The organism is Amycolatopsis sp. NBC_01480 (assembly GCF_036227205.1).
Lineage (GTDB): Bacteria > Actinomycetota > Actinomycetes > Mycobacteriales > Pseudonocardiaceae > Amycolatopsis.
Window position 1 is genome coordinate 356,287 of record NZ_CP109442.1, and the last position, 26,814, is coordinate 383,100.

General features: G+C 68.5%; 27 protein-coding genes. 6 read left to right on the forward strand and 21 right to left on the reverse strand.

The window, feature by feature from the left end; genetic code table 11:
- Positions 1 to 34 precede the first annotated feature (34 nt).
- From OG371_RS01755 to ndk, 6 genes are all read right to left on the reverse strand, one after another.
- Complete coding sequence (locus tag OG371_RS01755; RefSeq protein WP_329072871.1) at positions 35 to 862, reverse strand: ABC transporter permease; 828 nt, start codon at positions 860 to 862, stop codon at positions 35 to 37.
- Positions 863 to 941: 79 nt separating this feature from the next.
- Positions 942 to 1,745, reverse strand: coding sequence for an ABC transporter permease (locus OG371_RS01760; protein ID WP_329064831.1), 804 nt, complete (start codon positions 1,743 to 1,745; stop codon positions 942 to 944).
- A 3-nt stretch (positions 1,746 to 1,748) separates the two neighbouring features.
- A complete protein-coding gene (locus OG371_RS01765) occupies positions 1,749 to 2,690 on the reverse strand; it encodes an ABC transporter ATP-binding protein (RefSeq protein ID WP_329064833.1) in 942 nt (313 codons plus the stop codon).
- 51 nt (positions 2,691 to 2,741) lie between these two features.
- On the reverse strand, positions 2,742 to 6,086 hold the full coding sequence (locus OG371_RS01770) for a phosphodiester glycosidase family protein (protein WP_329072873.1): 3,345 nt from the start codon (positions 6,084 to 6,086) through the stop codon (positions 2,742 to 2,744).
- Positions 6,087 to 6,202: 116 nt separating this feature from the next.
- Positions 6,203 to 6,919 carry a maleylpyruvate isomerase family mycothiol-dependent enzyme gene (locus OG371_RS01775; protein ID WP_329064835.1) on the reverse strand — a complete coding sequence of 239 codons (717 nt, stop codon included), beginning with the start codon at positions 6,917 to 6,919 and terminating at the stop codon, positions 6,203 to 6,205.
- 85 nt (positions 6,920 to 7,004) lie between these two features.
- Positions 7,005 to 7,415 carry a nucleoside-diphosphate kinase gene (gene ndk, locus OG371_RS01780; protein WP_329064837.1) on the reverse strand — a complete coding sequence of 137 codons (411 nt, stop codon included), beginning with the start codon at positions 7,413 to 7,415 and terminating at the stop codon, positions 7,005 to 7,007.
- A 163-nt stretch (positions 7,416 to 7,578) separates the two neighbouring features.
- Here ndk and OG371_RS01785 point away from each other — a divergent pair, with 163 nt between their 5' ends.
- Positions 7,579 to 8,094, forward strand: a complete 516-nt coding sequence (locus tag OG371_RS01785) for a hypothetical protein (protein ID WP_329064839.1) — start codon at positions 7,579 to 7,581, stop codon at positions 8,092 to 8,094.
- Positions 8,095 to 8,146: 52 nt separating this feature from the next.
- Here OG371_RS01785 and OG371_RS01790 read toward each other — a convergent pair whose 3' ends face one another.
- From OG371_RS01790 to folC, 3 genes are all read right to left on the reverse strand, one after another.
- Complete coding sequence (locus OG371_RS01790; protein WP_329064841.1) at positions 8,147 to 9,715, reverse strand: alkaline phosphatase D family protein; 1,569 nt, start codon at positions 9,713 to 9,715, stop codon at positions 8,147 to 8,149.
- 82 nt (positions 9,716 to 9,797) lie between these two features.
- Positions 9,798 to 10,157 (reverse strand): DUF4233 domain-containing protein, encoded by a 360-nt coding sequence (locus OG371_RS01795; RefSeq protein WP_329072875.1) that lies wholly within the window; start codon positions 10,155 to 10,157, stop codon positions 9,798 to 9,800.
- Positions 10,158 to 10,246: 89 nt separating this feature from the next.
- The gene (gene folC, locus OG371_RS01800; protein WP_442876070.1) at positions 10,247 to 11,965 is read right to left on the reverse strand and encodes a bifunctional tetrahydrofolate synthase/dihydrofolate synthase; all 1,719 of its coding nucleotides are present in this window, start codon (positions 11,963 to 11,965) and stop codon (positions 10,247 to 10,249) included.
- A 182-nt stretch (positions 11,966 to 12,147) separates the two neighbouring features.
- Between folC and OG371_RS01805 the strand changes: the two genes are divergently transcribed.
- The 3 genes from OG371_RS01805 to OG371_RS01815 all read left to right on the forward strand — a co-directional run bounded on the left by OG371_RS01805 (position 12,148) and on the right by OG371_RS01815 (position 13,219).
- A complete protein-coding gene (locus OG371_RS01805; protein ID WP_329064843.1) occupies positions 12,148 to 12,354 on the forward strand; it encodes a hypothetical protein in 207 nt (68 codons plus the stop codon).
- Positions 12,355 to 12,392: 38 nt separating this feature from the next.
- Positions 12,393 to 12,878, forward strand: a complete 486-nt coding sequence (locus OG371_RS01810; protein WP_329064845.1) for a hypothetical protein — start codon at positions 12,393 to 12,395, stop codon at positions 12,876 to 12,878.
- A gap of 98 nt (positions 12,879 to 12,976) precedes the next feature.
- Entirely contained in the window at positions 12,977 to 13,219 is a 243-nt protein-coding gene (locus OG371_RS01815) for a hypothetical protein (RefSeq protein ID WP_329064847.1), read from the forward strand.
- 59 nt (positions 13,220 to 13,278) lie between these two features.
- On the opposite strand, the gene OG371_RS01820 is transcribed toward OG371_RS01815, so the two are convergent.
- The 3 genes from OG371_RS01820 to OG371_RS01830 are packed head-to-tail and all read right to left on the reverse strand — an operon-like array spanning position 13,279 to position 14,977.
- Complete coding sequence (locus OG371_RS01820; RefSeq protein ID WP_329064849.1) at positions 13,279 to 14,136, reverse strand: helix-turn-helix domain-containing protein; 858 nt, start codon at positions 14,134 to 14,136, stop codon at positions 13,279 to 13,281.
- Complete coding sequence (locus tag OG371_RS01825) at positions 14,133 to 14,660, reverse strand: DUF6879 family protein (protein ID WP_329064851.1); 528 nt, start codon at positions 14,658 to 14,660, stop codon at positions 14,133 to 14,135. Before OG371_RS01825 ends, OG371_RS01820 begins: the two co-directional genes overlap by 4 nt.
- Positions 14,657 to 14,977, reverse strand: a complete 321-nt coding sequence (locus tag OG371_RS01830; protein WP_329064854.1) for a hypothetical protein — start codon at positions 14,975 to 14,977, stop codon at positions 14,657 to 14,659. Before OG371_RS01830 ends, OG371_RS01825 begins: the two co-directional genes overlap by 4 nt.
- A gap of 280 nt (positions 14,978 to 15,257) precedes the next feature.
- Between OG371_RS01830 and OG371_RS01835 the strand changes: the two genes are divergently transcribed.
- Both OG371_RS01835 and OG371_RS01840 read left to right on the forward strand, forming a co-directional pair.
- Complete coding sequence (locus OG371_RS01835; protein ID WP_329064856.1) at positions 15,258 to 15,536, forward strand: hypothetical protein; 279 nt, start codon at positions 15,258 to 15,260, stop codon at positions 15,534 to 15,536.
- Between the two features lie 726 nt (positions 15,537 to 16,262).
- Positions 16,263 to 16,514, forward strand: coding sequence for a helix-turn-helix transcriptional regulator (locus OG371_RS01840; protein WP_329064858.1), 252 nt, complete (start codon positions 16,263 to 16,265; stop codon positions 16,512 to 16,514).
- Between the two features lie 156 nt (positions 16,515 to 16,670).
- Here the strand turns inward: OG371_RS01840 and OG371_RS01845 are convergent, their stop codons facing one another.
- Genes OG371_RS01845 through OG371_RS01885 form a run of 9 tightly spaced genes read right to left on the reverse strand, consistent with a single transcriptional unit; the run spans position 16,671 to position 26,796 of the window.
- The gene (locus tag OG371_RS01845) at positions 16,671 to 16,910 is read right to left on the reverse strand and encodes a hypothetical protein (protein ID WP_329064860.1); all 240 of its coding nucleotides are present in this window, start codon (positions 16,908 to 16,910) and stop codon (positions 16,671 to 16,673) included.
- An 8-nt stretch (positions 16,911 to 16,918) separates the two neighbouring features.
- The gene (locus tag OG371_RS01850; RefSeq protein ID WP_329064862.1) at positions 16,919 to 17,851 is read right to left on the reverse strand and encodes a glycoside hydrolase family 25 protein; all 933 of its coding nucleotides are present in this window, start codon (positions 17,849 to 17,851) and stop codon (positions 16,919 to 16,921) included.
- 2 nt (positions 17,852 to 17,853) lie between these two features.
- The gene (locus OG371_RS01855; protein ID WP_329064864.1) at positions 17,854 to 18,081 is read right to left on the reverse strand and encodes a hypothetical protein; all 228 of its coding nucleotides are present in this window, start codon (positions 18,079 to 18,081) and stop codon (positions 17,854 to 17,856) included.
- Positions 18,082 to 18,092: 11 nt separating this feature from the next.
- Positions 18,093 to 18,830, reverse strand: a complete 738-nt coding sequence (locus OG371_RS01860; RefSeq protein WP_329064866.1) for a hypothetical protein — start codon at positions 18,828 to 18,830, stop codon at positions 18,093 to 18,095.
- Positions 18,831 to 18,837: 7 nt separating this feature from the next.
- Positions 18,838 to 19,959, reverse strand: coding sequence for a hypothetical protein (locus OG371_RS01865; RefSeq protein WP_329064868.1), 1,122 nt, complete (start codon positions 19,957 to 19,959; stop codon positions 18,838 to 18,840).
- 39 nt (positions 19,960 to 19,998) lie between these two features.
- Positions 19,999 to 20,292, reverse strand: coding sequence for a hypothetical protein (locus OG371_RS01870; protein ID WP_329064870.1), 294 nt, complete (start codon positions 20,290 to 20,292; stop codon positions 19,999 to 20,001).
- A 13-nt stretch (positions 20,293 to 20,305) separates the two neighbouring features.
- On the reverse strand, positions 20,306 to 21,469 hold the full coding sequence (locus OG371_RS01875; protein ID WP_329064872.1) for a hypothetical protein: 1,164 nt from the start codon (positions 21,467 to 21,469) through the stop codon (positions 20,306 to 20,308).
- 9 nt (positions 21,470 to 21,478) lie between these two features.
- A complete protein-coding gene (locus OG371_RS01880; protein ID WP_329064874.1) occupies positions 21,479 to 22,393 on the reverse strand; it encodes a phage distal tail protein in 915 nt (304 codons plus the stop codon).
- Positions 22,393 to 26,796 (reverse strand): hypothetical protein, encoded by a 4,404-nt coding sequence (locus OG371_RS01885; protein ID WP_329064876.1) that lies wholly within the window; start codon positions 26,794 to 26,796, stop codon positions 22,393 to 22,395. The genes OG371_RS01880 and OG371_RS01885 overlap by 1 nt, the downstream gene beginning before the upstream one ends.
- Between the last annotated feature and the right edge of the window lie 18 nt (positions 26,797 to 26,814).

Here is a 26,814-nt window from a genome sequence, read left to right on the forward strand (position 1 = left end):
GGCAACCAGCCTGACGATCAGGTGAGCACGGCGATCAGGTGAGCAGCAGCTTGGCGATCCTCCTCGTGGAGCCCCAGACCCCGAGGCCGGCCAGCACCAGCAGGTAGGCCAGGTTGCCGAGCAGGCTCCAGGACAGGAAGCCCGACGCGAGGCCCCGCATCAGCTCGATCCCGTGGTACAGCGGGAAACAGCGGACGACCCACTGCAGCGCCTCCGGGTAGACCGACAGCGGGAAGAACGTGGTGGAGAACAGGAACATCGGCATCAGCACGAGCTGGATGTAGTCGAACTGCGAAGTCGACTTCAGGAAGCTCACCAGCGTGATGCTGATCGCCGAGAAGGCGAACGACACCAGCAGCGAGACCGGCAGGAGCAGCAGCGCCCACCACGACGTGAGCAGGCCCATCGCACCCGTGACGGCCATGAAGGCGACCGAGTAGATGCCGCCGCGGAGCATGGCCCAGCCGATCTCGCCGAGCGCCACGTCGAGCGGGCCGATCGGGGTGGCGAGCATGGCGTCGTACGTCTTGGCGTAGCGCAGCTTGAAGAACAGGTTGTACGTGGACTCGAACACGGCCCCGTTCATCGCCGAGGACGCGAGCAGCGCGGGCGCAACGAAGGCGACGTAGCTCATCGGCCGCCCGTCCGGGCCCGCGACGCTGGTGACGAGCTTGCCGAAGCCGACCTTGAACGCGATCAGGTAGAACAGCGGCTCCAGGGCCCCGGACAACAGGATCATCCAGGACCGGCTGTAGACCGTGAGCGCCCGCTCGATCAGCGCGCTCGCCCGGCCGCTGTACATGCCCGGCGGCAGGACACGCAGCATCAGGCCGCGCCGCTCCGGGACGTCGAGCAGGGTCATCGGTTCACCGGCTTTCGAGACGGGCACGGGAAGGCAGCCTGGATACACAGCTCTGACTGAGGCAGTTCCGATCGGGGCATCAGTTCACCAGCCGTTGCCCGAAGAAGCGGTGTGCCAGTGCCCAGCCGCCCAGCACCAGGACGGCCAGATAGGCCGCGTGGCCGACCGCGGGCCAGGTGCCGACCCCGCCGAGCGTGACCGCGCGCGAGAGCTGGGTGCCGTGCCACAGCGGGGAAATCCAGGCGAGCCAGCGCAGGTACAGCGGGATCTGCGTGATCGGGAAGAAGGTCCCCGAGAACAGCGTCATCGGGATCACCACGAAGCGGAAGATCAGGCCGAACCGGGTGCCCTCGTCGAAGGTCTTCGCGGCCAGCGCCGTCATCGGGGCCGAGCAGGCGAGGCCGGTCAGGGTGCCCACGAGGATCACCGCCAGGGCGCCGAAGTTCGCCCAGGCGCCGAAAAAGACGGCGACCAGCGCGTAGATCGAGCCGGCCAGCGTCAGCTTCAGCGCGCCCCAGATCAGGTGCCCGCCGAGCACCTGGCCCGGCGACACCGGTGTGGCCGTGACCGCCAGATAGTCCTTCTGCCACTTGAATCCCGACAGCACCGGGTAGCTCGAATCGCTGACGCCCATCTGGGCGGAGCCGGCGACCAGCAGGGCCGGCGCCACGTATTGCAGGTACGACAGGCCGCCGGTGGCCGGGCCCGCCTGCACCTGCGAGCCGAAGCCCAGCCCCATCGCGGCGAGGAACAGCACCGGCTGCAGGCCGGTGGAGTACAGCGTGGCCAGCCAGTAGCGCCGGTACCAGGTCCAGTGGCCCTCGACGCGCAGCCAGGCGCCGTGCCAGCGGCCGACGACGCGGCCGGTTGCGGGTGCGGTCATCAGTCAGTCCACCAGCGTCCGGCCGGTGAGCCGGAGGAACACGTCCTCCAGCGAGCTGCGGCGGACCAGGCTGGACAGCGGCCGCAGGCCACGCTCGTGCGCGCGCTCCAGCGTGTCCTCGCCGGCCGCGGTGTACAGCAGCACGCGGTCGGGCAGCACCTCGACGCGGTCCGCCAGGTCCTCGACCCGCCGCGCCGCCGCTTCCTGCTCGCCGGCCGGGAACCGCAGCTCGACGACCTCCCGGGTGGAGTACCGGGCGATCAGCTCCGCGGGCGAGCCCTCGGCCGCGATCCGCCCGGAGTCCATCACCACCAGCCGGTCGCAGAGCTGCTCGGCCTCGTCCATGTAGTGCGTGGTGACGATCAGCGTGGTGCCCTGCGCCTTGAGCCGGAACAGCCGGTCCCACAACAGGTGCCGGGCCTGCGGGTCGAGGCCCGTGGTGGGCTCGTCGAGCAGCAGCAGCTCCGGGTCGTTCACCAGCGAGCGCGCGATGGTGAGCCGCCGCTTCATGCCGCCGGACAGCGAGTCGACCGGCTTGTCCGCCCGGTCGGTGAGCTGCGCGAACTCCATCAGCTCCTCGGCCTTGCGCCGCACGTGCGCCCGCGACAGCCCGAAGTACCGGCCGTAGATGTGCAGGTTCTGCCGCACGGTCAGCTCGACGTCGAGGTTGTCCTCCTGCGGCACCACGCCCAGCCGCGCGCGGATCCGCGGCCCGGACACGTCCGGGTCCTGGCCCAGCACGCGCAGGTCGCCCTCGGTGCGCGGCGACACGCAGGCGATCATCCGCATGGTGGAGGACTTCCCGGCGCCGTTGGGCCCCAGGAAGCCGAACGCCTCGCCCGGGCGCACCTCCACGTCGATGCCGCGGACCGCTTCGAAGTCACCGAACCGCTTCACCAGCGCCTTGGCCTGGACCAGTGGCGGTTCTGTCGCTGTGTCTCCCACAACAGCAGACCCTAGGACCCACCACCGACAGTTTTCGACCGCTTTAGCCGATCACCGGCCGACGGTGACCGGGAAAACCCGCGAAACCCCGTTCACCGTCACGGAAATCCGCGCGACGCCCGGGTGCAGCGCGGTCAGCGAACCCGTCGCCGGATCGTAGGAGACGACGTCCCACGGCAGCGGCGGCCACGGCCCGATGTGCACGCCGGAGCCGCCCCAGTCCGCGCTCACCGGGTAGGCCACCGGGACCACGCGCCCGCCCTGGGTCAGCGACGCGCGCAGCTCGGCTTTCTGGCCGGGTTGCAGCGACGACGGCCCAGTGACCGCCAGCGTGTCGACGTTCGGCCGCGTTTCGAACCGCACCGGCTGCGCGCGGTCCGCCGGGTCGACCCGCACCAGCGTCCAGCCGACGAAGCCGCCGTCGCTGGGCGCCGCCGCCGGGGTCTTGCCCGAGTTGCCGTTCACCAGGTACGGCACGCCGTCGGTGCGCGACAGGCTGAACACACCCGCGTGCGACGCGATCGAGGCCGCCTGCTTGCCCGAAGCCTGCTCGAAATCGGTGAGCCAGCTGGTCAGCAGGTCGGCTTCCTTGCGGTCGCCCAGCTGCGAGTTGCCGGTCGGGCTCGGGTCCTTCACCGGGTGGTGCATCGCGACGACGACCCCGCGGATCGACGGGTCCCGCTCCGCGCCATCGAGCGCGTCGCGCAGCATCCGCACCTGGTCGAAGCCGCCCGCGCGCAGCGATCCGCGCGAGGAGTCCAGCAGCACCAGCCGGATCCCGTGCACGTCCACCACCTGGTGCGTGACGCCGAACGCGACCTGGAACTGGGCCAGCCCGTCACCGGCCTCGGCCTCGTGGTTTCCGGGCACGTAGTACCACGGCACCTTGCCCGCCAGCTCCTCGTCGATCACCTTCCGCGCCAGCGCGAAGTCCGGCGCCGTGCCGCGGTCGACCAGGTCGCCGTTGATCAGCACCAGGTCCGGTTTGGCCGCGACCGCCTCGCGCATCGCCCGCCGCGCCTGCGCGACCAGCGGGCCGTCCGGCGCGTCGGCGGTGAACTGCGCGTCGCTGACCACCGCGATCCGCAGGCCGCCCGAGCCGAGCGTGCCGTCGGTCACCAGGGCCGGGTCGTGCACCGGCGGGTCCGCCGGCACCGTGGCCGACGGCGCGACCTCGAAGGTGAGGTCGTCGAACACCAGCCGGCCCTCGTACTGCTGGTCCGGCACGTTCTCCACGGCGTAGAAGCGGGTCAGCGCCTGCCCGGCCGGCAGCCCGGCGGGCACGGCGGCGGTGACGTAGCGCCAGCCGGTCCAGTCCACGCTCAGCGAGAGGTCCACAATGGACGCGACGTTCGCCGCGTCGTGCAGCTCCGCGCGCAGCCAGGCGCCCTTGCCGTCGCCGTTGACCCACAGCCCGATCTTCTGCGTGCCGGCCGGCAGCGGAATCGGCGTCGCCGCGTTGATGTACGCGGCGCGCGTGGCGTTCGTGCCGGTCAGGCGGTAGTCGAGGGCGAGGCCTTGCCCGCCGTCATGCCCGGGCGCGGCCGAGAGCGCGGCGCCGACCACGGCCGGGTACACGCTGGCGCTCCAGCCGGCCGGACCGTCCAAAGGGGACGCGATCTGCGGCACGGTGCCCACGGAAGCGGCCAGGTGCGTGGTGAGCCCCGCCGCGTGCACCGTGATCGCCGACGCGCCCGAGGCGGCCAGCGCGGTGACGGCGAACCCGTCCGCCGAAGGCTCCACCTTGACCACCGCGGGGTCGTAGTCCAGCTTCACGTCGCGTGGTTCGAGCCAGGCGCCGTAACCGTCGGCGTCGTAGCCGTAGACCTGGAACGTGCTCTTCGCACCGGCGCCGGACAGCGCGACCTGCTCGGTGCTCGTGCCGAGCCGCACCGGGGTGCCGAGCACGGACAGCGTGGTCCGGCCGGAGACCCGGCCGGCGCGCGCGGTGACGTCCAGGTCCGTCCGCGCGTCCGGGTGCAGCAGGTCGGCGTGCGCGGTGAAGACGTTGTTCGTCACGCTGCCCCGCCACGGGTTCGACGTGGTCCAGCGCGGGCTGGCCGCCACCGCCGCGCCGGTCTCGTCGTGGCCGTCCGCGACGAGCACACGCGACAGCCCCGACAGGACCCTGGTGGCGTTCTTGGTGCTCTGCGCGGGCGCCGGCGCGAAACCGGTCAGCCGGCCACTGCCCGGCACGGTGGCGACGCCGATGCCGTTGGGCACCAAGCGTTCCCCGCCGTCCGATGGGGAGTTGCGCACGCTCGGCGCGGCCTCGCCCTCGTCGCGGGCGAGCAGGGTGGACGAGCCGCCGCCGTCGAGGTTGATCGCGTCGTCGGCGCCGAGGGCCTTCATCTGGCGGGCCAGTTCCAGCTCGGTCATGCCGCGGCTGTCGGCCTGGCGGCCGTCGATGGTCACGAGCCACATCCGCTTGCCGTCGGCGGAAAACCCGACGGCCGTGCGCGGCGCGAGCGTGACGTCGTCGACCGGTTGTGGCTGCCCGCCCTTGAGCAGCGCCTCGTTGCCGCCGACCGCGACCGCGATCTTCCCGGCATCCGAGCGCGGCGCGTACGAGACGCCGACGCGATCGCCGACGTGCAGCGCGCTCACCGTGTCCGCCCCCGCCTCGCGGCCCAGCAGAACCGTGCTGCCGGAAGGGATCGGGCCGTCCGCGGGGGCGGTCCGCACCTGCGTGACCACGCCGTCGCGGACCTCGGCCTCGGCCACGCGCTGGGCTCCCGCCACCGACGTCGTGCGAGCAGACGCGCCCCAGAGCGGGGTGTACACGCCGAGCGCGTCGGGACCGAGGACCGGGCTGTTGAAGTTGGTGGCGGGCACCGAGCGGCCGTCCGGCATCGTGACGGTGGCCTCGAGGAAGATGTCCGCGAGCTTCGCCTTGCCCTCGTCGGTGATCGCGGCGGTGGTGTTGTGCCCGGCGGCGGGCGCGGTCTGGAGCTGCCCGTGGTCGATGCCGACGCCGATCGGCGCGCCGGTGGCGGAGATGTCGAAGAAGTCGCCGTTCACGCCCGCGACCGCGCCCGTCCGCGCGACCTGCTGCGAGAGCGGCGTGCGCGCGGAAACCGTGCCAGGGCTCAGGTACGTCGGCTTCAGCACCTTGCTGGACAGGTCGACGCTCAGCGTGTCGCCGCGGATCCAGCCCTTCGGGTCGAAGCGGTCGAACTGCGTCAGGTCCAGACCAGGTGCGACGGCCGACTTGGCGCTGCTGGTGATGAGCCCGTCGTCCGGCGTCGGGGCGGCGTAGGTGACCGGGGCCTCGCGGGCCGAAGACGCGGCGGGCGCGCCCTCGACCGGCGGCGGGCCGAGCGGCGCGGCGAGCGGGTCCGCGGTGGCGGTGGCCGGGCTCGTGGTCAGGACGCAGAGCAGCGCGCAGACGAGCACAAAAGGCGACTTATTCACTTGGTACCCCAGTATCGAGTGAGTGACTTCGCCCAGAAAAGTCCACCGGCGAGAGCGGCGGAAGGCTTCGCGGGTGAACGTCGCCTGAATGGCTCAGGTCAGGGCGTGAGCGGGGCCCTCAGAAACGCCTCGGCGAGCGCTTCGTCGCCGGTGATCCGGGGCTCGGCCGCGGGGCGCTTCCACAGCCGTAGCAACAACTGCTGCGCCGGAGCCTCGACGGTGGCGGCGGCCTCGGCCTCACCCAGTGCGGGCGGCTCACCCGGAACCAGCGTCCAAGAGTGGCCGGTGTCGGTGGCGCGAACGGTGATCGGCGCGGGCAGCGACGGCACGGCGTGCCAGCGCGTGATCCGCGGCAGCATCGCGCCGAAGACCTCGTCGACACCGTCGGCGGCGATCAGCGGGTCCAGCTCCGGGGCGGGGCCGTGGGCAGCGTCGACGAGGTGCACCGCGGTCTCGTGGACCTGGCGGCGGAACCAGAACGCCTTGGTCTTCCCGGTGCCGCCGAAGTGCCAGCAGCGCGCGTCCGGATCGGCCTCGGCGAGGGCGTCGAGCAGCAGCTGCGCGCTCTCGGCGTACCACTGCGCGAGGTCCGCGGGCGGCGCGCTCTCGAACGCCTGGCGCTGCGGTTCGCCGGTGCGGACGACCGTGGCCGCCCAACGGTGCACGTTGCCCAGGTGCGTGCCGAGGTCCGCGCGTGTCCAGTCGCCGCAGGCCGGGACCGGCGCGTCCGGTTCGCCCGCGCGCAGTTCGGCGGCGAACGCCTCGGTGAGCGTGCGCAGATGCGGCAGGTACGCGGAGGGCGGCAACGCGGTCATCGGCAACCTCACCAGGGGAAGTGCTTGCGGGAAAAGGAAAAGCCGGGGCGGGGCACTCGGCCCGGCCCCGGCTTCACCGCGCGGCTCACAGGTCCGGGAACCACAGCTTCAGCTCGCGCTCGGCCGACTCCGGCGAGTCGGAGCCGTGCACCAGGTTGTACTGCGTCTCCAGGCCGAAGTCGCCGCGCAGGGTGCCCGGGGTGGCCTTCTCGACCGGGTCGGTGCCACCGGCCAGCTGGCGGAACGCCGCGATGGCGCGCGGGCCCTCGACCGCGAGCGCCACAACGGGCGCCGAGGTGATGAACTCCAGCAGGTCGCCGAAGAACGGGCGCTCCTTGTGCTCGGCGTAGTGCTCCTCGGCCAGCGAGCGCTCGACCGTGCGCAGTTCGAGGGCGGCCAGCTTCAGGCCCTTGCGCTCGATGCGCGAGACGACCTCGCCGACGAGGCCGCGCGCGACGCCATCGGGCTTGACGAGGACCAGCGTGCGTTCAGTCACGACGGTGTTTCTCCTTGTAAGGATTCGTGTTATCGGGTGCCGAGCGTAACCGACGGGCCCGGATCGCCCGCTCCCGCAGGCTGTTACATCGGAAGTCTATGCGTCACAGGTCGATTTGTGGTCTGATGTGCCCCGCTACCCGGTATGACCTGAGGGGGACGGGATGAAAAGCGTGATCTGGTGGTCCATCGGCCTGCTTTGCGGACTGGGCCTGATGGCGATCGGCCTGTTCGGCACCATGAGCGGCACCGACATCGTGCTGTGCGGCAGCGAGCACATGCAGCCGGGGGAAACCTGCGAAACGACCTCATACGGCCAGAAGTCCAGCGAGACCTACGAGGAGAAGCTGCAGGAATCGAAGGACGACAAGGCGAACTTCGAGGGCGGCGGCCGGTGGGTCACGTTCGGGATCGGCGCGGGAATCGGCGCCCTGTGCGGCTGGCGGCTGGTCGTCGCGATCCGGCGCCGGGCCAAGCAGGGGTCCGGCCCGGCGGCCCAGGCCGTGGCGCCCGGGCAGCAGCCCGGTTTCGCCGTGGCGCCGGGATACCCGCAGCAGGGCTACCCGGCCGCGCAGAACTACCAGCCGGGATACCAGCAGCAGGGATTCCCGCCGCCACAAGGGTTTCAGCAGGCTCCGCCGCCCGGCCACCAGCCGCCGAACGGGCCGTATCAGCAGTAGCGGCCAGAACGCGCCCGGGTCCGGTACCCCCGGGACCCGGGCGCCGTCCGGCTCAGCGGCCCTGTGGCTGCAACGTCTTCGACCACAGCGAGGCGCCCGTGCCGTCCCGCAGGTCGACGGTCAGCTCGCCGCTCGCGCCGTCGACGTTCAGCTCGCCGAAGTGCTGGAACCCTTGCGCGGGCGAGGAATTCTGCGTCACCGGGGCGTGCACGAACACCGCCTCGGGCCCAAAGGTCGGGTCGAGCGCGTTGGGGCCGAACGCGCCGGCGTTCAGCGGGCCGGAGACGAACTCCCAGAACGGGTCGAAGTCGCCGACCGCGGCCCGGTCCGGCGAGTAGTGGTGCGCGGCGGTGTAGTGCACGTCGGCGGTCAGCCAGACGACGTTGCGCACGCGACGGCGCGAGATCTCCCGCAGGACCCAGGCCAGCTCCGTCTCGCGGCCGCCCGGCGCGCCCGGCCGGTTGTTCGCGACGGCCTCGATCGCCGTGCCGTCCGGCACCACCAGCCCGATCGGCATGTCAGCCTGCACGATCTTCCACGTCGCAGTGCTGCGGCCGAGCGCGTCGGCGAGCCAGCGCGCCTGCCGGTCGCCGAGGATGTAGCCGGGCGCGCCCTGGTCCGCGGTATTGGCGTTGCGGTAGGTGCGCATGTCGAGCACGAAGATCTCGACCCGGCTGCCGTGGCGGAAGCTGCGGTAGACGCGGCCGTCGACGGCCTGGCGCCGGTCGATCGGGTGCCATTCGTGGAACGCCTGATAGGCGCGCGGGGCGAGCACGTCCAGCCGCTTCTCGGTGTATTCCGGGCGGTCGTTCATCACCTCGCCCGGGTACCAGTTGTTGGTGACCTCGTGGTCGTCCCACTGGATCACGCTGGGCACCTCGGCGGCGAACCGGCGGAAGTGCTCGTCGAGCCGGTTGTAGGCGTGCTGGCCGCGGAACTCGTCCAGGGTCTCGGCGACCTTGGACTTCTCCGGCGTCACGACGTTGTGCCAGGTGCCGCCCCCGCCGGGCAGGGTGACGGATTCGGTGAGCGGGCCGTCGGCGTACACGGTGTCGCCGCTGTGCAGGAACAGGTCCGGGCGGCGGTCGGCCATGGCGCCGAAGATCGTCATGCCGCCCAGGGCCGGGTTGATGCCGTAGTTCTGGCCCGCGACGTCGCCGCTCCAGAGGATCCGCGTGTCGGCGCGACCGAGCGGCGCGGTGGCGAACCGGCCCGTGACCGCTTCGCTCGTGGTGCGCCCGTCGAGGTCCACGGCGGTGACGCGGTAGTGGTAGCCGGTGCCCGGCCGCAGTCCCGCGAGGCGCACCTTGCCGGTGCCGCCGGTGGCCGGCGAGACCACTGGCCCGGCGACGCGGCGGGCCCCGCGGAACGACGGGTCGCGCGCGATCTCCACCATCAGCCGCGCCGGCCGGTCCGCCCGGGACCAGACGATGCCGGAGCCGGTGGTGACGTCGCCGGACGCGACGCCGTGGGTGAGCACCGGACGGCCGCCGCGGAGCAGGGGCGCGGGCGCCGCAGTTGCCGCGCCCGTCATCCCGGGCAGGAGCAGGCCGCCGGCCAGTGCGGACGTCGCGAGCCCGGCCTTGAGCAGCGCGCGGCGGGAGTGGGTCGATTCGGTCATGCCGGACGTTCTATCCCGCCCTCACGGCGCGGTGGCCAACACCGCCTGACACCGGAGTGAACTGAGGGCAGGCCCACAGGCCTCAGGCTTGGGGCTGCTGCTGGCTCATCAGGGTGCCCGCGGCCATCCGGCGGGCGACGTCGCGGCGGAGCCACAGGAACCACAGGTACACGGCCAGGAAGGCGACGCCGATGATCGCGATCGCGGGCAGGGCGCCGGCCATCGCGATCAGGCCCAGTTGCAGCACGAGCACCACGGGCAGGGCCCAGACGCGCTTGATCATCCCGCACAGCACGACCAGGACGATCGCGATGGCGAGCACCGTCCAGCCGAGGAAGCCGGAAAAGCCGTCGCCGAGCTTGTTGATCACCGGCAGCGCGAGCGCGACAGTGATCGCCTCCAGGATCAAGGTGCCCGCGACGACGCCGCGGAAGCCCTTCATCGGGTCCTTGGGCGGCGGGGTGACCGTCTTGGCCTCATCCGCCGGAGCCTGGGTCTTGGCCGCAGGGGTCTCGCTCGCCGGGGTCTCACTCATGACGGCTCCTTCCCGAACAGTGTGCGCGCGTCGCCCGCCGTGACGACCGAGCCGGTGACCAGCACGCCGCCGCCGGCCAGGGGCTCCTCCGGGTCGTCGGACTGCTCCACCAGGCCGATCGCCGTCTCCACCGCCGTCTCCAGGTCCGGCTCGGCGAGCACGCGGTCCTCGCCGAAGATCGAGATAGCCTGCTCGTTCAGCTCGTCGAGCGGCATCGAGCGCAGCGCAGAGTTCCGGGTGATCACCACCTCGGAGACCACCGGCTCCAGCGCGTCGAGGATGCCGCGTGCGTCCTTCTCCGCCATCACCGCGACCACCGCGACCAGGCGGCGGAACGCGAACTCCTCGGCCACCGTGGTGGCCAGCGCCCGGGCGCCCATCGGGTTGTGCGCCGCGTCGATCAGCACGGTCGGCGCCGCGCGCACGCGCTCCAGCCGGCCCGGGTTCTCCACCTCGGCGAACGCCTCGCGCACCGCCTCGATGACCAGCTGCTTGTCTTTGCCCGCACCGAAAAACGCCTCGACGGCCGCGAGCGCGAGCGCCGCGTTGGCCGCCTGGTGCGCGCCGTGCAGGGGCAGGAAGATCTCGTCGTACACGCCGCCGAGGCCCTGCAGCTTGAGCAGCTGCCCGCCGACCGCGACCTCGCGCTCCAGCACGCCGAACTCGCTGCCCGCGCGCGCCACCGCGGCGTCGACCGAGACCGCGCGCTCGAGCAGCACGTTCAGCACGTCCTGGTCCTGCTCGGCGATCACCGCGACGGAGCCGGGCTTGATGATCCCGGCCTTCTCGCGGGCCGCGTCCACGGCCTTCGGGCCGAGGTACTCGACGTGGTCGATGCCGATCGGGGTGATCACCGCGACGTCGCCGTCCGCGACGTTCGTGGCGTCCCAGGCCCCGCCCATGCCCGCCTCGACCACGGCGGCCTCCACCGGCGCGTCCGAGAACGCGGCGAACGCCATCCCGGTGAGCACCTCGAACTTGCTCATCGGCACGCCGTCCTCGCTCGCGCCGTCGACCATCGTCACGTACGGGGCGACGTCGCGGAACAGGTCCACGTACTTCGCCGCCGAGATCGGGTGCCCGTCCAGGGCGATGCGCTCGGTGACGAGCTGCAGGTGGGGGCTGGTGTAGCGGCCGACGCGCAGGCCCATCCGGGTCAGCAGCGCGTCGATCATGCGGGAGACCGAGCCCTTGCCGTTGGTGCCGGCCACATGCAGCACGGGGTACCCGCGGTGCGGCTCGCCCAGCAGCGTGACCAGTGCCTGGATCCGCGCCAGCGAGGGCGCGATCTTCGTCTCCGGCCAGCGCTGGTTCAGCTCCGCCTCGACGGCCATCAGCTCACGGCGCGCCTGCTGCCCGTTCGGGTCCGACGGCTGCTCCTCGACGCCCTGGTCGTCCAGCTCGTGCAGTTCGGCGTCCTGCGCCCCGAGCAGGTCGGGCACCGGGCCGGTGGCCAGGTTGTCGCCCAGTTGCCCGATGCCGCCGATGCCGCCGCGCGAGCCGCCGCCCACGGTGTACGCGGCGTCGGGGGCGTCCAGATCGGGGTCGATGTCGTCGGATTCGTCGTGCTCGTCGGCAGCGTGGGCGCGGGCGCCCAGCTCGTCGACGCCGGCGAAGCTGTCCGGATCCGCGAGGTCCCGGCGGCGCTCCCGGCCGCCTTCGAAATCGCCGTCGAGCTCCTCGGCCCCGAACGGCTCGTCCTCACCACGCGGCACGCGACCGCTCCCCTCGACACCCTGGTTCACCTGACCAGACGAGTCTACGTGCGCGGTTCCTGGCAGTCTCGGGCCATGCCGTTCAACCACAACCACCACTACCACCATCCACCTTGGTAATGGTGACCAGCTCGCACTAAGCGGGGCGTCAGGCCTTCCTTCGGACCGGAGGGAGACCATATATGTCGACGTACCTGGAGAGGAAGCTCGACGACCTTCAGGCCAGAAGCGACGAGCTGCGCGGTGAGGTAGCCCGCATCGTCGGCAAGTACAGCGCCCGCAACGAGCGCTGCGAGAACGGCAACAACGCAGACCTCGCCGCGGTAGTGGCCGAGCTGGAAGTGGCCCTCGCACGAACGTTGGCCCATACCCTCGGTGGTTCCCTGTGAAGGGGCTGCTGGCCAACGTAGCCATCACCCTCGAAATCGTGGCCGGACTGCTGATCGGTACCGCCATCATCTCGCCGGCCCAGGCATCGAGCCCCGAAATCGTGTGGGCCGCGTCCGCCGCCCAGGCACCCGAGGTCGCTCGGGCACGCGACTACATGGGTGACCACGTCACGTCGATCACGTGGGTGTCTCGGACACAGGCGACGGAACACGGCGAAGGCGCCGCGGCTGCGTGGGCACAGGACAACGGCGCCGGTGTCTTCGTGACCACCAACCTCCCTGCGGAGTACGTGGCGGCTGTCGTGGTCCACGAGCTGGCGCACCAGCGGCAGTTCGCCGCCTACGGCGGTGTCCGTGGCGCCGTGGCCCACTACGGCAGCACGCTGGCCGAGGAGCGCGCTGCGCAGTGCACGGCGGCGCTCTCGGGCTTCAAGGACTTCGAGGCGTACGGCGTCGAGACGACGGCGGATTGCACCGACGGTGAGCTGGCCGAGGCACACAAGCTTCGGGCGTCGGTCCGGTGATGTACCGCCCGGCCCAATCGAACCGGGCCGGCCAGATCGAGTAACGACCCCATTGATCAACGCGACCACTACACGCCCACCACGGGGAGGAACCAACAATGTCCGACACCGAGAAGCCACGCGAGGCCTCCAAGGCCACCGGGATGAGTCGGGGCATGATGTACCTGATCATGTTCATGGTCCTGGGATTCGGAGGCGTCATCACCGCCATCGTCGTGATCCACAACCAGGACGTGGCAGCCCAGCAGGCCAAGGACAAGGCGCAGGAACAGCAGCGGATGTTCGCCGACCTGCACAAGTTGGCGGCACTGTGCCAGATCAACCCTCAGCCGCCCTGCTAGTCCGTCAGCAGAGAGCCCCGGTCACCCTCGTGGCAGCCGGGGCTCTCTCGCGAACTTCGCTAGCCAGATGGCGCGAGATTTCCGAGTATGCGCAGCAGCATGGCGCGGGCCTGGTCGCCTTCTTCGGCGACCTCCCAGAGGTCTTCGACGAGGCCAGTGTAGATCGCTACGTCGTCGGGATCGCTGGTGGTGAGTTCGGTGTGCATTACCTCGATGGACAGCAGTTCGTCATCGAACAGCCAAAACCCGTGGAGCAGCGGCACCGGTAGCTCCGCATCGAGCGGCACGACGCCAAGCCGCACGGTGTGCAGATAGGTGACCGCGATCAGCCGATCGATCTGGCCAGCCCGGATATCGGCCGGGATGACGCCACTGTGGAGACAGGCTTCGAAGACCAACAGCTCGATCGTCTTCGAGCCGTCATAGTTGATCTGCTGCCGCTCCATGCGGGCTGCGACCGCGGCGTCCACGTCAGCACCCGCACCCCGGAATGCGGCGTTCTTCTCGAACACTGCGCGGGCGTAGGCGGGTGTCTGGACAAGTCCGGGAACGACCCCGGTTTCGACGCCCACGATCTTGCCGGCGGCCTGCTCGATCGCAGCGAACGAGTGCTGCACAGCTTCGTGACCGCCGCGGCGGAGGCGGTACTTCCACTCCGACTGGTCGAGCCGGATGGCACGTAGTTCCTGGAGCAGCCCGTTGAACACATCTTCGGGCATGTCCAGAGCCCGAGCCCACTGGGTGAGTTCGGGCTCGGTGATGGCCTGCCTGCCGCGCTCGATCAGCGACACTTTCATCGGCCGCCAGCCGAGTAGCTCGCCGAGCGCCTTGCCGGTCAGCTTCGGCGTGTGGGCGACGCGATGTTGCCGCAGCTGATCAGCGAACGCCAACAGACGGCTCGTTGGATCTTCGGTCACGGGCTCCTCGTCGTTGGTGCGAGCTTGTCGTGTGGCACGGCGACCGGCCAGACGATGTCACGCCAGCGCCGATGCTGCGCGACCGTAGCGGGATCATCGGTCACCTCGACGCCGGCCACTCCGTTCTCGTCGAAGTGGAGCGTCGCAACGATCCGGTCGTCGAGGAGATAGAAGTCCGCGGGCGGGGCGCCGAGCTTGCGGGCGTGCCCCTCGCTGATCCACCGGATGTCTTCACCGGCATCGATGTTGAGGTGGGTCAGTTGCAGCATCCACCGCAGGTACTCCGTCGGTGGGTCAGTCAGCAGCCGCACCCGCTCGAACCGTTTCCCGGCGGCGCGTTGCGTGCGGATCTGGTCGAGCCAGGGCTGTAGGAACGCGTAGTCGGGATGCCCGTCGCGCCATGCCTGTAACGGCCTCTGCTCGTCCGGCTCGCGGTAGGTGCCTTGGCATTCCCAACGCCACGCCGTCTGCTCGTAGCTGCGGAGCAGGTCGGCGAATTCGGGCCCGGGCTTGATCCAGGTCATGCGCGGACGGCGGCGGCGAGCTGCTGGAGCTTCTCGACCGAGGCGGGGTCGGTGACGAATTCAGGTCGGTCTTCGTCGGCGAACGCGATCCGTTGCAGGGCTTCGATGTCGATGAACGGGAGGAGCGCGGCCGGGATCTCGACGGCGGACTCGTGGGCGGGCATGCCGTTGCCTCGGGCGTGGATCGTGTCCAGAGCGGCCGGGTCGGTGACCGTCGTGCCCTGCACGACGAGAGTGCCGCGAGCAGTGACGAACAGCGTCGGGCATGAGCCGGTGTTGGAACTGGTGCCAGCGAACGCCATGAGGTGATCGGACATCGGGTCTCCCTCGGTCGGTTGGGCGTCCATCGTGACCAGTTGGTAGCCGACTGTATCACCGGCATCGGAGTGAATCTCGGTCGGCGACCTCGAATTATCACTCCACAGCCGTACTCCGTTCGAGTGTTGTCATGATATTTCATGAGATTTATCTTGCCGATGCGGGCTCGGCGAGCCAGCCTTGACGCCGTGCGGGGATGGCGGAAAGAGCGGTCGCGGTGACGACGGGGCTCACGACTGACCACCTCGCCGAGGACAACAACCGGCAGGGAGGTGCGTGATGACCGTGATCGCGGGGAACCTGTCCGCCGCCGAGGTCGACGCCGCGATGTACGCCGTCCACCGCTGGGAGCCGGACAACCGAAATCACCTGTTCAAGCGGGACCAGGACGGGGCCGGAGTCGGTGCCGTGTGGCCGAAGTGCACACGCGGGAAACCCATCCCGCAACGCACCTGTTTCCCGGACGAGCTATCCCCCGAACTCGGCGACGACCGTGACCACTCGCAGGACTGCCGAAGCTGCTTCCCCACTGGCTCGCGCCAGCCCTGGCGGCCGTGATGGGCACCTGGCAGCGGGACCACGACAACGAGGTCTACGACGACGACGGAGTCCTCATCGAGATTGACGGGGAGGACGCGGAGTGACCGCAGCCCCGCAACACCAGACGACGTTCACCCTCGCCTGGCGCGCCGACAACTCCGGGTTCGCACGCCCGGGTCCCGCTCGGCACCGGGATCTCCCGTTTCGGTTCGCCTGCAAGCGCTGCGGCGCGACGGTCAGCGCAACCGACAGCAAGTGCAGCGCGTGCGGCCACTCCTTCTGGAACGCCGACTGATCTCCCGGCCGCTGCGTCTTCTCCCCGGCGGGCGTAGCGGCCGGGTTCCAACCTCCCGCGTATTTGCGAACGCAATCAACCTGAGGGTGGTCGATGCCACGCAACCCCGCAGGACCCGGACCGACAAGACCCGGTCCAGGCAAGGACGGATCCCCAAACCCTGGCACCAAAAACCCCGGACCACAGCCCCGACCTGTCCAGCCGCCGCGACCACAGCGCTAAGAGGAAGCCCCATGCCCAAGAGGTCGAGACCAGCCCGCCGTGACCGTCGAAGCTGCCTCGCGAGCGGACACGAAGGGAACGTGGCCATCGGCTCGGCGGGAAGCTACCCGCCGCGTCAGCCGACCGGCCCGACCCATCCGGAGGCCATTTACCGGTCGACCTTGTTCCGGTGGCGGCCGAAGCCGTCGGGACCGCCAGAACCGGACGACGTGGCTTAACATCGGACCATGAAGTCGCGACGGGACATGCGCAAGCTGAAGACAGCGCTCCTCGCCGGCGCCGCCGGGACCCGCTTCTACAGCGGGGACCTGCGGCAAGCAGCCAGCCTGCACAACGCACGCCTCTACCCCCTGCTGGTGCTGTTCGAACAGCGCGGCTGGATCACCAACGGCTGGGACGAGCCCGAAGCCGGCGAGGATCAGCCGCGGCCCTGGTACGTGCTGACGGATCTCGGTCGGCGCGAAATGACCAGGCCGTAGCTGCGGCACGCGACCCAGAGACGACGAAAGAGCCCCCACCACCTGCGTGATGCAGTGGTAGGGGCTTCTTCGCGTGCGCACAAAAAGGGCCCCCGCGCTCGACCCAGTTGTGGGGAGCGCGGGGGCTGGGTGGCCGCCGGGAGTAGGCGGCGGCCGTCAGGGGGCGGTGGTCTTCTTCTCGGGGGTCAGATAGCCGGCCAGCGGCGTCAGGATGCCGACGATCAGCACACCCAGCGCCGGATCCACATGCACTCCGACGGCGTCGAGGATGGCCAGCGGTCCAGCGGTCAGCACGGCGGCAACGGCCGCGGCCAGCACCTTCCGGACGGGCACCCAGGGCAGCAGCTTGGAAGCAGCAGGGACCTGCGGCGGGGCGACGGGAGTCGGCTCGGGCACGGGGGCGGTCACCGGAGGGCCGCCGAGACGTAGAATGCGTGGTCCGCGTCGTAGAGGACCGTGCACGAGGTCGAGCCCACCGGGATCGCGATCGGACCCGGACGGTTCGGGGCCCAGTCCCAGCGCGCTTTCGGCGTACGGAACTCGCCGTCGTAGCCGCCGCCTTCGCCAGTGCCGTTGGGGTCGGCGCCGGTGTCGCCGTAGAACAGGACCGCACGCACGTGCACGACGTGCCCGAACGAGGTGTGGATGCGCAGCTGCTTACAACCCACCACCCCAAGGTCCACGTGTTCGTTAGTGCCGGCCGGGGCCGGGGTTCCGAAAGCCATGTCGTCCTCTCCGATGGTCGTGGAAGGCGCCGACGGCGCCTGAGGGGATCCCAGGTCAACCCGGGCGATGTCGAGGTCGATTCCTCCGGCGAACCCGGGAATGAAACCCTTATCCCAGTACTGGTAGATCCCGAGCTGGGGGTGATCCCACCCGAGCGTCGAGAAGTCAGCGGAGTTCTGGGAATACCGGGCTGCCCAGAGGACCGTGTTTCCGGTGATGAATCCCGCCGGGTTGCAGGCGCCGGTGAACAGCGACTCCGAGGAGTAGACCACCGTCAGCTCTTGCCCGGTCTGACGCTGGTACTCCGCCAGGAACGCCTTGATGCCAGCCGAGGTGACGCCCTGGTACTCGGCGTCGAGCATCGGCGGGAGTTCCCAAGCCCTAGCGCGGACCTGAGCTACGAAGGTGGCTACCTCGGCAGCCGAGGACCCGCGCATGAAGTGATACGGGCCCCGAGGCTTGCCGGCGAACCCGCCGTGATGCTCGTCGATCGACGGGTCGACGAAGGAACTTCCCTCGGTGACTTTGATGTACACCCAGTCAACCGCTGACTTGGCTGCGGCGTAGTCGGTGCAGACGTTGTGGTGCGAGATATCGATACCTCGACTCACGGTCACCCCTTCCCCATCAGTTGGAGGACGTTGGGTACCCAGGCCAGTACGCCGACACCGACTGCCAGCCACACCGCGGACCGGGAGGCTTGGGCCTTCTCCAGGTGTAGCAACCGTTCCTCGTGACGGCCGAGGGTTGTCACGGCGCCGTCCAGCTTCTCGTCTAGCCGGTCGAGCTTGCCTTCGAGGCGGGCGAACCAGTAGTCACTGGTGTGCGTCTCTTCGTTCATCGGGGAAGCTCCTAGGAGGGGAACGGAAGTCCGTTGTCGATGTAGTAGTTGGAAGCCGCCACCCCGTGGCACAGCTGGCTCGCGAAGGAGCACGGCTGGCTGACGGTGGGCGTGGCCAGGAGAGTCATCGTGACTTCAGTGGCCATCGCAACCTCCGGAAGGAGCACCGTTTCGACGATGTACTGCGATGCGGTCAATCCGGTCCTCAGCGTCGAATACACACTTCCGCCGGGGTAATCGACCTTGTAGCGGTACGACCAGGTTCCCGAGTTGGTGTTCGGGCTGACCAGCGAGGAGAACCGGATCGCGGGGTTGTACAAGACGTTTAGCCCGATACCGATCACGGACTCGGAAGTCGGCACGTTATTCCGGTTGAGACCGTAGAAATCGGCGCCCATCACCATCGACATCTGCGGGGCGGAAAGCCCATATCCGCACAGCTCATCCTGGTTCCACACAGGATTACCGGCAAGGTCATACATCCGCACAGCTTTCCCGCCGTACACCCTCGAATAGAACGTATTCAGGAACGGCTGACCAGCGCCGTTGCCGATGACGATCTGCGGATTTCCGTTGGGGTCGTTCAGGTCCGGAACAATCTGGAAATCCTTGACCCCGGAACCGTGCGAGATGACGAACGGGTACTTTGTCGACGCGGCCAGCTCGGTAATCTGACGCTGCAAGTCGTTGATCTTGTTGACGAGGAAGTCCGTCGAATCCGGACGCTCGACCGGCGGTTGAGCAACCATGATTCTCCTAACTCTGGCGGACGGCCTGAATCTGATGATCGACGCGGTCACGCGGAGTCGACGATGTTCGTGACATCCCGATCAGCCGCCAACTGTAAATGCCATCCTTGATCCATAAATGGCCCTTGACGGCATAGTTGACGTAATGCCCGCTGGAGTACGAGCCGAGCCTGGGTTCGGTATCCGCCAGCACGGTCGTCTGCCATTGCTCGGGCTGGTTGCTGTAGAGCGCGACATCGGCAACAGCCCAGGAATCCAGCGTCGACTGAACCGGCGTCGAGGTGTGACCCGAGTCGACCATGTCCATCAGCGGCCAACCCAACGACACCAGCGAGGTATCCGAGGCGTACCCGTACAGCGAGCCGGACTCGTTGCCGGTTCCCTTGACGTACGCAGAATTCGCGTCGTTCGAGCCGTCACCGCTGAGCGTGATGTCTGTCAGGTTCGACGGGTAGTCGAACAGCATCGGCACACCCGGCTGCACGAGGTAGGGTTTGCCCACCTTCATTTCGTGCCGGATGTACCGCGCTCCCCCAGTCACCGTGAGATAGGGTCGGAATAGAACATCTGGCCCACCGTCGACCTGCGTCAGCTCTTGGAGCCGCTGCCCGAACGTCACCATGTCATAGCCGTGGTAATTGCGGACATTGGTGCCCTGCGTCGGGTCCAACGCGGGAAGGTCGATCGGCAGATTCGAGCCGAGAAGGAACGACATGTTGATCGCGTGGTTCACGATCTCCCGTGCGATGTCCGGCAGCGTGTCCGTCAGGTTGATGTCTGCGGAGGCGTCGGTCAGCCTGCCGCCAGCAGCCGGGTTGTAGATCGCGTTGTGCAGCAGCCGGCGGTTCAGCAGCTCCCACACGCCCTTGCCGGACAGCGTCATCGTGGGTGTGCTGGTGTCCGGAGTGTAGGCGACGATCGGGCCTGCCTGGCAGACCTGGCCACCCCGGAGGACGGCCACCGAGAAGCGCCAGCGGACGCACCACTCCCGGACGCGGACAGTTCTCGGTCCGCCGTCCAGGGGCACCGTGATTTTCCAGCCGCCCGGGTCGTTGATCTTCTCCGACCACTCAGGTTCGGCTGCTAGTTCGAGGTCGTAGAGCACCTTGCCCGTGGTCGTGTCGTACACGACAGCGGAGTACTCGCGTTCCACAGGCAAGGCCATCGTCTACCCCCCGAAGCTATAGAGTGCGTTTTCGGAACACGTCTGGAACCCGGGAAAAGTGCTGAGATTGTCATCGGTTGTGCCGGGCGTTTGACCTTTCCCGCACACGATGAACTGGCCGACCTCCGCCCGTGCGGGGATGTTGTGATCACCGTTCCACGACAGGCCGCCATCGACGACGTTCACGATCGTGTTGCCGTACGATGAAACCGCGACAGCCGTAGCGGACAATTCTTCCGCCTTGACTTCCACCGAGAGAATCACGTTCGGCGCCGAGGTGAGGAATTCGATAGTCAAGATGTGCCTTTCGTTAGGGTCGCATCCACGCCATTTCAATCCGGTTGGCGCCGAGGGTTACGTTCGTCGCGAGGTTGCCGCCCGAGGACTGCCAGAGCCACACGGCGAACTGCTCGCCGGCGGCGAACCGGTGCTTGCCGATAATCGGGTACTGCGTCTGGACGTAGTACGGAGAAAGCGCCCCGTTCAGGTTCGGGTCGTAGTTGTTCATACCGCCGAACCGGTACGCGGTCGCGGACGTGGTCGACAGGACCACCGCCCGCTCGAAGATGCCGTTGCCCGCGGCGCCGTTGATGCGCATCGTTCCCGAGATATCCCAGACACCCGCACGGTTCACGGTGAAGATGCCGCCGGAGTACGAGATGTCCGGCGAGGAGATGACGGCGGTATCCCACGTTGCCCGAACGTCGGTGTTCGTCGCGAATGTCTGCGCCGTCGTCTGGGAGTACTCGGCGTACCCGTAGGTCGACCCCACCAGAGTTCCGGTCGACCACGCCGACCCGTTCCATACGTCGATCGTCGGGGAAAACCAACGCTGGTCGCCCGGCATGAACGACGCGTCTGATGGCGAGTCGCCGGGGAGAGCCACGCGGACTGTGCCCTGAATCGCCGTGGACCGGCGGAGGTCGGTCAGCGTGATAACGCCGCCGGTTGACACCTGTGCTCGTGCCAGCACGATCCCGACGCCGCCGCCCGTCGGCCACGATGTGACCGTTCCCGTAGCATCCCAGGTGACTGGATCGGTCGGGGAAGCTGCCGGCGTGCCGGGGATGATCTCGATGGAGCAGGGGCCGGTTGCGGGCACCGTGTCGCCGAGCGCGGCGTCGTAGATCCGCATCACGACGATGTCTCGCCGGGGGTTGGTCGCCGGGGCGGCGTCGCAGGTGACGTTCTGCGCGGCCGGTAGGAGCCAGCCGAGGTACGGCCCCTGACCGGACCGGTTGACGATGGCGCTGCCGGGCTGGACGGTCATCGTCAGCCCCGATGACACCGTCACCCGGAGGTCGTAGGCCTGCGTGCCGTCCGACGAGGTCGGGATGACGCCGGAACGGTTGTTGGACAGCGGGGCGTTCGTGTTGCTGCCAAGGAAAAGCGACTGCGCGAGCGCTCGCCCCTGGCGCGCGTTGTTACGCTGCTGAGCGGACCAGAAGCCGGTACCGCTGGCGTTCGTGGGCATGAAAGCTCCTTAGAGATAAGCCGCTTGCCACTCGGCGACAACGGTTCCGGTGCCTGTCCCGGTGAACTGAAGATTGAGCGTCGAGCCCGGTTCGATCTCGGGCCAACCGACGAGACCCATGGCGCCCAAGCGATCGACGCCGTCAAGGGTCACCGACCGCGTGAACGGCGAGGTGTCGATGACGAGCGTCTGCCCGGAGTTGATCGAGCCGAGATACGACAAGATGGCCCCGGAAAGCGGGTCTTGGAGCGCGGGGTTGGTCAGTGTGGTCGTCGTCGTGAACGTCAACACCGGCCACGTCGGTGCCGTGCCAGGGTTGTTCAGCGCGAGGATGTTGACGCCGGTTCCCGAGGTGCCCCAGTCGAGGCCACCAGGCGAACCCGCCGCCCAGTCGAGGCCACCAGGGGAACCGAGAGTCCAATCCAGACCGTCAGTCGATGCCGATGGAGGCAGCGCCGCCGCGGAGAGGACTTCCGTCGACAGGAACCGGGGGTCCGCCGCGTACAGCGAAATCTGCCAGTCGAAGCCGTTGCCGTCTGGCCAGACTGCGCACTTCGGATCGTCAGTGCCCAACTCGACGGTCAACTGTCGCGGCGAGATCCCGTCGTCCACAGTGAGCAGCGCCGTGCCGCCGTCCACAAACAGCGCCATCAGCCTGTCCCGCGCCGCAATTCGGCCGGCGCGTCCAGAGACCCCAGCGTCGCACCAGCCCTGTAGCACGGCGGTGCGGGCCGTCAGGTACGAGCGCGATCGATACGCGCCCGGACCGAACGGCCGCTCCACGGTGTGCGTTTTGCGGCCCACGCCGCCGGTGAGGCTGTCGGCGCCGCCGGGCTCAATCACCCAGCGGCACCCCTGATCGTCGTCCACATTGGCCGCCCACGAACCGATCGTGTACGTCGGAAAGATCACGGGCGTCGGCATCAGCTCGCCCCTCTCATCGCCCAGCCCAGCCGGCTCGACACCTTCGCGGCGAGCATTGCTGGGTCGGTCTCGACCGTTTGAATGTTGATGTTGTTCGTGACCGAGCCAGACATGCGGCCCATCCGCCGGTTCGTCTCCGACAGGATCTGTTGCGCCTGCGGGTCATGCGGGTCGTTCGGGATGTACGACTCGGGCACCTTCGGGTTATCCCCGAGCAGGCGTGGGCTGTTCGCCGGGATGATCGACGCAGTCCGCGCCATCGTGCCGAGCAGTGAGGCGCCGTCCGTGCCGACGATGTCGCCGAGCGCGTAGCCCTTGGGCGGCAGGTGAGGGTTCGCCTGCTGCACCGCGGAGATGTCGCCGTACCGCCGCATGATGTAGTTGATCGACGCCGCGATGTTCGCGACGGGATCAAACATGTTGTCCGGCAGGCCACGGTTGCGGTTGGACTCGAACGTCGGCCCGATGGTCTGGGTCAACCCACCCGACGGATGACCCGCCGCAGCGTTGCTGTCCCACCGGTTCACCGCACCGGCGTTCCAGTTGGACTCACGCTGAATCAACGTGTTCATCCCGGCTTCCCACCGGGCCCAATCGGCATGCGGGACACCATCAGCCGCCAGCGCAGCATCAATCAGAGCGAGGTGCTGCCCCGAGGGGATCGGGCCACTGCCACCGCCGATACCTGATCCCGGGGGCGGAGGCACCCACTGGGACAGTTGCGGCGGGTGCGGCAGACCCAACTCGGTAGCCATCGCCACGGTCGTGACGTACGAGCTGCCGATATCCAGACCACCGATGTTCGACGCGACGATCTGGCCGCCGTTGGCGAACTTCGGAAGCTTCTTCTGCCGCAACGCTTCCATGTAGCCGACGCCGTAGTGGGCGACCACGTCGGCCGGCTGCATGAACTCGCCGTCCGACGCCATGATCGGGATCACGTCCGCCTTGGGACCACCGGGACCCGCGATCGGACCACCGTCGGCATAGCCGATCTGGCCGCCCTTGGACCGGAAGCCACCACTGAAGTAGCCGCCCACGAACGGGTCCAGCTGGGAAGTGTCCAGCTGGGCCACGCCGGTGGTGGTGAACTTGAAGTTCGCCGGGATCTGCCCCTGCTGCTTCAGGAAGTCGAAGGCCGCCTGCCTGGAGATATTGAACTTGTCGGCGGTCTCCTGAACCATCGTGTTGTAGCGGTCCGTGCCAGCGATCCAGGTCGGGATCGCGGTGAACATCGTCTGCAACTGGGCAAAGTTGTTCCGTCCAGCCTGCGTGTTCAGGTCCAGCGAGGACGTGTTCAGGTCATTGGCCTGACGAGCCGCGTCCTGCGCCTGGCGCAACTGGTACAGGGACTGCTGCTCGTTGAAGATGGCATCCTTGACCGCCTGGCGCGCCTTGCTCTCGTTGTAGATCGCATCGGTCACGCCCTGCTGGGCCTTCACAACGTTGGCCTGAGCGTCCACAATGGCCTGCTGCGCCTTGCCCAGGTTGTAGTTCGCCTGCGACAGCGCGTACACCGCGTCCGTGACAGCCTGGTGTGACTTGACCAGGGCCAGCTCAGAGGATTTGACCTGTTCCTGCGCAGACTTCACCTGCTGCTGCGCCGAAACGACCTGCTGGCTTCCCGCCACCCCGGCCTTGTCCGCCGCCGTGACCTGCTCGCGCAGGTTCGCGCCAGTGTTCAAGGTGTCGGCCAGAGAGTTTTGTGCGTTCACCAAGTCCAATGCGGACTGCTTCAGCGCCGTGTTCGACGCCGTGATCGGAGTAGCGAGGATTGACGCCGCGTTGTCCTGGGTAACCCCGGCGTTAGCCGAGGACTGGATCTGCTGGAACAGCTTCAGCTGCGCCTGCTGTTCGGCTGCCGCCTGGTCATTCAGTTGCAGGTGCAAGGACTTCAGCTGTTCGGCTGCCTGTTCCCGGGCCTGCGTAAGAGCCAGTTGAGCCTGGGTCTCCGCCTGCTGCGACTTCGTCAGATTCTGCTCAGCAGTGGTGACACCCAACTCTGCATCCATGACGGCCTGTTGGGCCTGCGCGGTCGAATGCTGCGCGTCCGCGTAGGAATGTTCTGCATCGGTCACCGAACGGGTCGCCGTCGCCACACCCTGCCGGGCCGTCGTCACCGCCTGAGCCGACTGGGCGGCCGAGTGTTCGGCGTCCGAGACGGACGTGACCGACTGCGCGTAGGAGTGCTGCGCCGACAGCAGCGATTCGTTGGCCTGGGCGGCGGACTTCTGTAGGTTCGTGAAGTAGTCCGTCACCGACTGCTGCGCGTTAAGCGACTTCACCTCGCCGTCGGTGAACGCCGACGTGATCTGCGAAACCCCGTCCGCAGCGGTAGACCCTGCGCCGGGGAGGCGCGAGAGCGCGGCTGCCACGTCGTCGACCGACAGGCCGAACTGCTTGGCGATTCCGGCGGCGGCGGCCTGCTGCTCGCCCGTGAGCTGGACCGACTGGGCCGCAACACTTCCGGCCGCCTTCTGCGCGTCAGCGTTCTGGGCGAACGTCGGCCCCAGACTCGTCAGCAGCGCCTGCAGATCCTGATACTGCTTGACTGCCGCCTGCTGGGCAGGGGTCAAGTCCTCCATCTTCCGTGTGTGGTTGCCGATCTGATCGGCCAACGCCTTCACGCTCAGCGAATAGGTCGAGGTGGATGCCGCCGCACCACGTGCACTGACATTGGTCTGCGTGAATGAGAACGCCTGAGCGCCCACAGCGGCAGTCGCGTTACTGATCTTGTCCGTGACCGCCTGCTGCGCCTGGCCGCCCTGCTGCATGGCGTTGTTCAGATCGTTCACCGATACGCCTGCTTCGGCGGCCTGGTTGACCAGCTTGGACAGCGCGGGGTCCGCTCCCAAGATCCCCCTGGTCGCACCTGGCGCAGCCGACGCCAGGTCGTTCAGCTTCTGCGTGAAATTTTCGACCGCCGGCACCGCATCAGACTTCGTGGTGCCAGTGAACAGGGTCATCACCCCGGCCAGGACACCCAGTCCGATGCCGACGGGCCCGAAGGCGAACGAGGACGCCTCAGATGCCGCAGCCATAGCGGTGGTCGCTTCAGCCTCGGCCTCGGTGGCAGCCGTCGCCGCCGCACGGGCAGCAGTCAACTCCGTCTCGGTGGCGGCCAGCTTGCCGTCAACAGCCGCAGCCTCAACCTTTACCAGGTTGGCCTGCGCTTGCGCCGCCGTCTCCTTGGCTGCGCCCAACGTGCTGACCGCCTGCTGAACGGCCGCCTTCTTCATCGCATCCGTCATCAGCGAGAAGGAGCCCACCGACTTGTCGGTGTTGCCGGTCAGATCCAGCACCTTGTTGGCGAGCGCGCTGGCGCCGCTGGACACGACGTTGAAGCCTGAGAGCAGACCGGTAGTGGCGCTGGAAAGCGCCTTGAACGCCAGGACGCCCACGAGCACCGTCGCCGTCGGGCCGGACATGAAGTTCAGCACGGGCCCCAGGGCGGAGATCGCCGCGCCGAAGAGGTGGACCGCCGGGGAGAGGTCGCCGATGAAGACGTTCGCCAGGTTCGTCGCGGCCGGGATGACCGAGGACAGCAGCGCGTTGGCGAACGGCATCACGGCGTTGACCAAGCCGCCGACGACCGGCAGTAGGCGGCCCACGTCCGTCAGCAGCAGCTGCAATCCGGTCGAGGCGGTGTTGAAGTCCAGGTGCGTCAGGAACTGCGCGATCCCGGTGGCGATGTCGTCGATCCCGGTACCCAGCGCCTTGGCCAGCGGGCTGGCGTTGCCGAGCGCGGAGGCGAAGGCGGGGAGCAGCGTCTGTGCAGCCGTCACGAGCGAGCCCGACAGCGTGGTCAAGAACGGGGACAGCTCACCGGAGATGGTCTGGATCTCCGGGCCCATCCGGCGGATGCCGTCGGTCATCGTGCCCATCGAGGAGACGATGACCGGTGTCAGGGACGAGAACCCGTTCTTGAGCAGGTCGACGCCTTCGGTCTTCATCGTGGCGAACGCCTGCTGCACCTGCGGAGTGGAGTGCTCCGCCGCGATGGCGATGGCGGCGAAACCGCCGGCCACTACGGCCAGACCACCGGCGACCGCCGGACCGGCGACCAGAGCGCCGAGGCCAGTCCATGCCGCAGCGGTCGAGCTGAGCATGGACTGGAACTTCGAGCCGTTGTCCTTGGTCGTGCTGTCGACCGTGGAAGACAGCTCCTTCAGCGCCTTCTGCGCCTGCGCCGTGTCCGCCTCCACCGGCAGCTTCACCGGGGGTTCAGCCTTGAGCTTCTCCCGGATCAGCGCGAGGTTCTCCGGATCCTCCAGCCAGGTCTTCAAGCTGATCGGCTTGTCGCCTTCGACCTTCGTGCGGATCTTGACGGCCTCAGCGTCGGTATCGTCTTGAAGATGGACCTCGATGTATGCGCCCGCGATCTTAAAATCGCCGTCAGGCATGGATTCCCCCTCACGGCT

Coding starts and splice junctions, on each gene's coding strand:
- OG371_RS01760 (WP_329064831.1), bottom strand. CDS start 1,745: ATGACCGCACCCGCAACCGGCCGCGTCGTCGGCCGCTGGCACGGCGCC.
- OG371_RS01790 (WP_329064841.1), bottom strand. CDS start 9,715: ATGACCGAATCGACCCACTCCCGCCGCGCGCTGCTCAAGGCCGGGCTC.
- OG371_RS01795 (WP_329072875.1), bottom strand. CDS start 10,157: ATGAAGGGCTTCCGCGGCGTCGTCGCGGGCACCTTGATCCTGGAGGCG.
- OG371_RS01860 (WP_329064866.1), bottom strand. CDS start 18,830: ATGGTTGCTCAACCGCCGGTCGAGCGTCCGGATTCGACGGACTTCCTC.
- OG371_RS01825 (WP_329064851.1), bottom strand. CDS start 14,660: ATGACCTGGATCAAGCCCGGGCCCGAATTCGCCGACCTGCTCCGCAGC.
- OG371_RS01815 (WP_329064847.1), top strand. CDS start 12,977: ATGTCCGACACCGAGAAGCCACGCGAGGCCTCCAAGGCCACCGGGATG.
- OG371_RS01880 (WP_329064874.1), bottom strand. CDS start 22,393: ATGCCGACGCCCGTGATCTTTCCGACGTACACGATCGGTTCGTGGGCG.
- OG371_RS01875 (WP_329064872.1), bottom strand. CDS start 21,469: ATGCCCACGAACGCCAGCGGTACCGGCTTCTGGTCCGCTCAGCAGCGT.
- OG371_RS01805 (WP_329064843.1), top strand. CDS start 12,148: ATGTCGACGTACCTGGAGAGGAAGCTCGACGACCTTCAGGCCAGAAGC.
- OG371_RS01855 (WP_329064864.1), bottom strand. CDS start 18,081: ATGAACGAAGAGACGCACACCAGTGACTACTGGTTCGCCCGCCTCGAA.
- OG371_RS01885 (WP_329064876.1), bottom strand. CDS start 26,796: ATGCCTGACGGCGATTTTAAGATCGCGGGCGCATACATCGAGGTCCAT.
- OG371_RS01785 (WP_329064839.1), top strand. CDS start 7,579: ATGAAAAGCGTGATCTGGTGGTCCATCGGCCTGCTTTGCGGACTGGGC.
- OG371_RS01775 (WP_329064835.1), bottom strand. CDS start 6,919: ATGACCGCGTTGCCGCCCTCCGCGTACCTGCCGCATCTGCGCACGCTC.
- OG371_RS01835 (WP_329064856.1), top strand. CDS start 15,258: ATGACCGTGATCGCGGGGAACCTGTCCGCCGCCGAGGTCGACGCCGCG.
- OG371_RS01840 (WP_329064858.1), top strand. CDS start 16,263: ATGAAGTCGCGACGGGACATGCGCAAGCTGAAGACAGCGCTCCTCGCC.
- OG371_RS01755 (WP_329072871.1), bottom strand. CDS start 862: ATGACCCTGCTCGACGTCCCGGAGCGGCGCGGCCTGATGCTGCGTGTC.
- OG371_RS01830 (WP_329064854.1), bottom strand. CDS start 14,977: ATGTCCGATCACCTCATGGCGTTCGCTGGCACCAGTTCCAACACCGGC.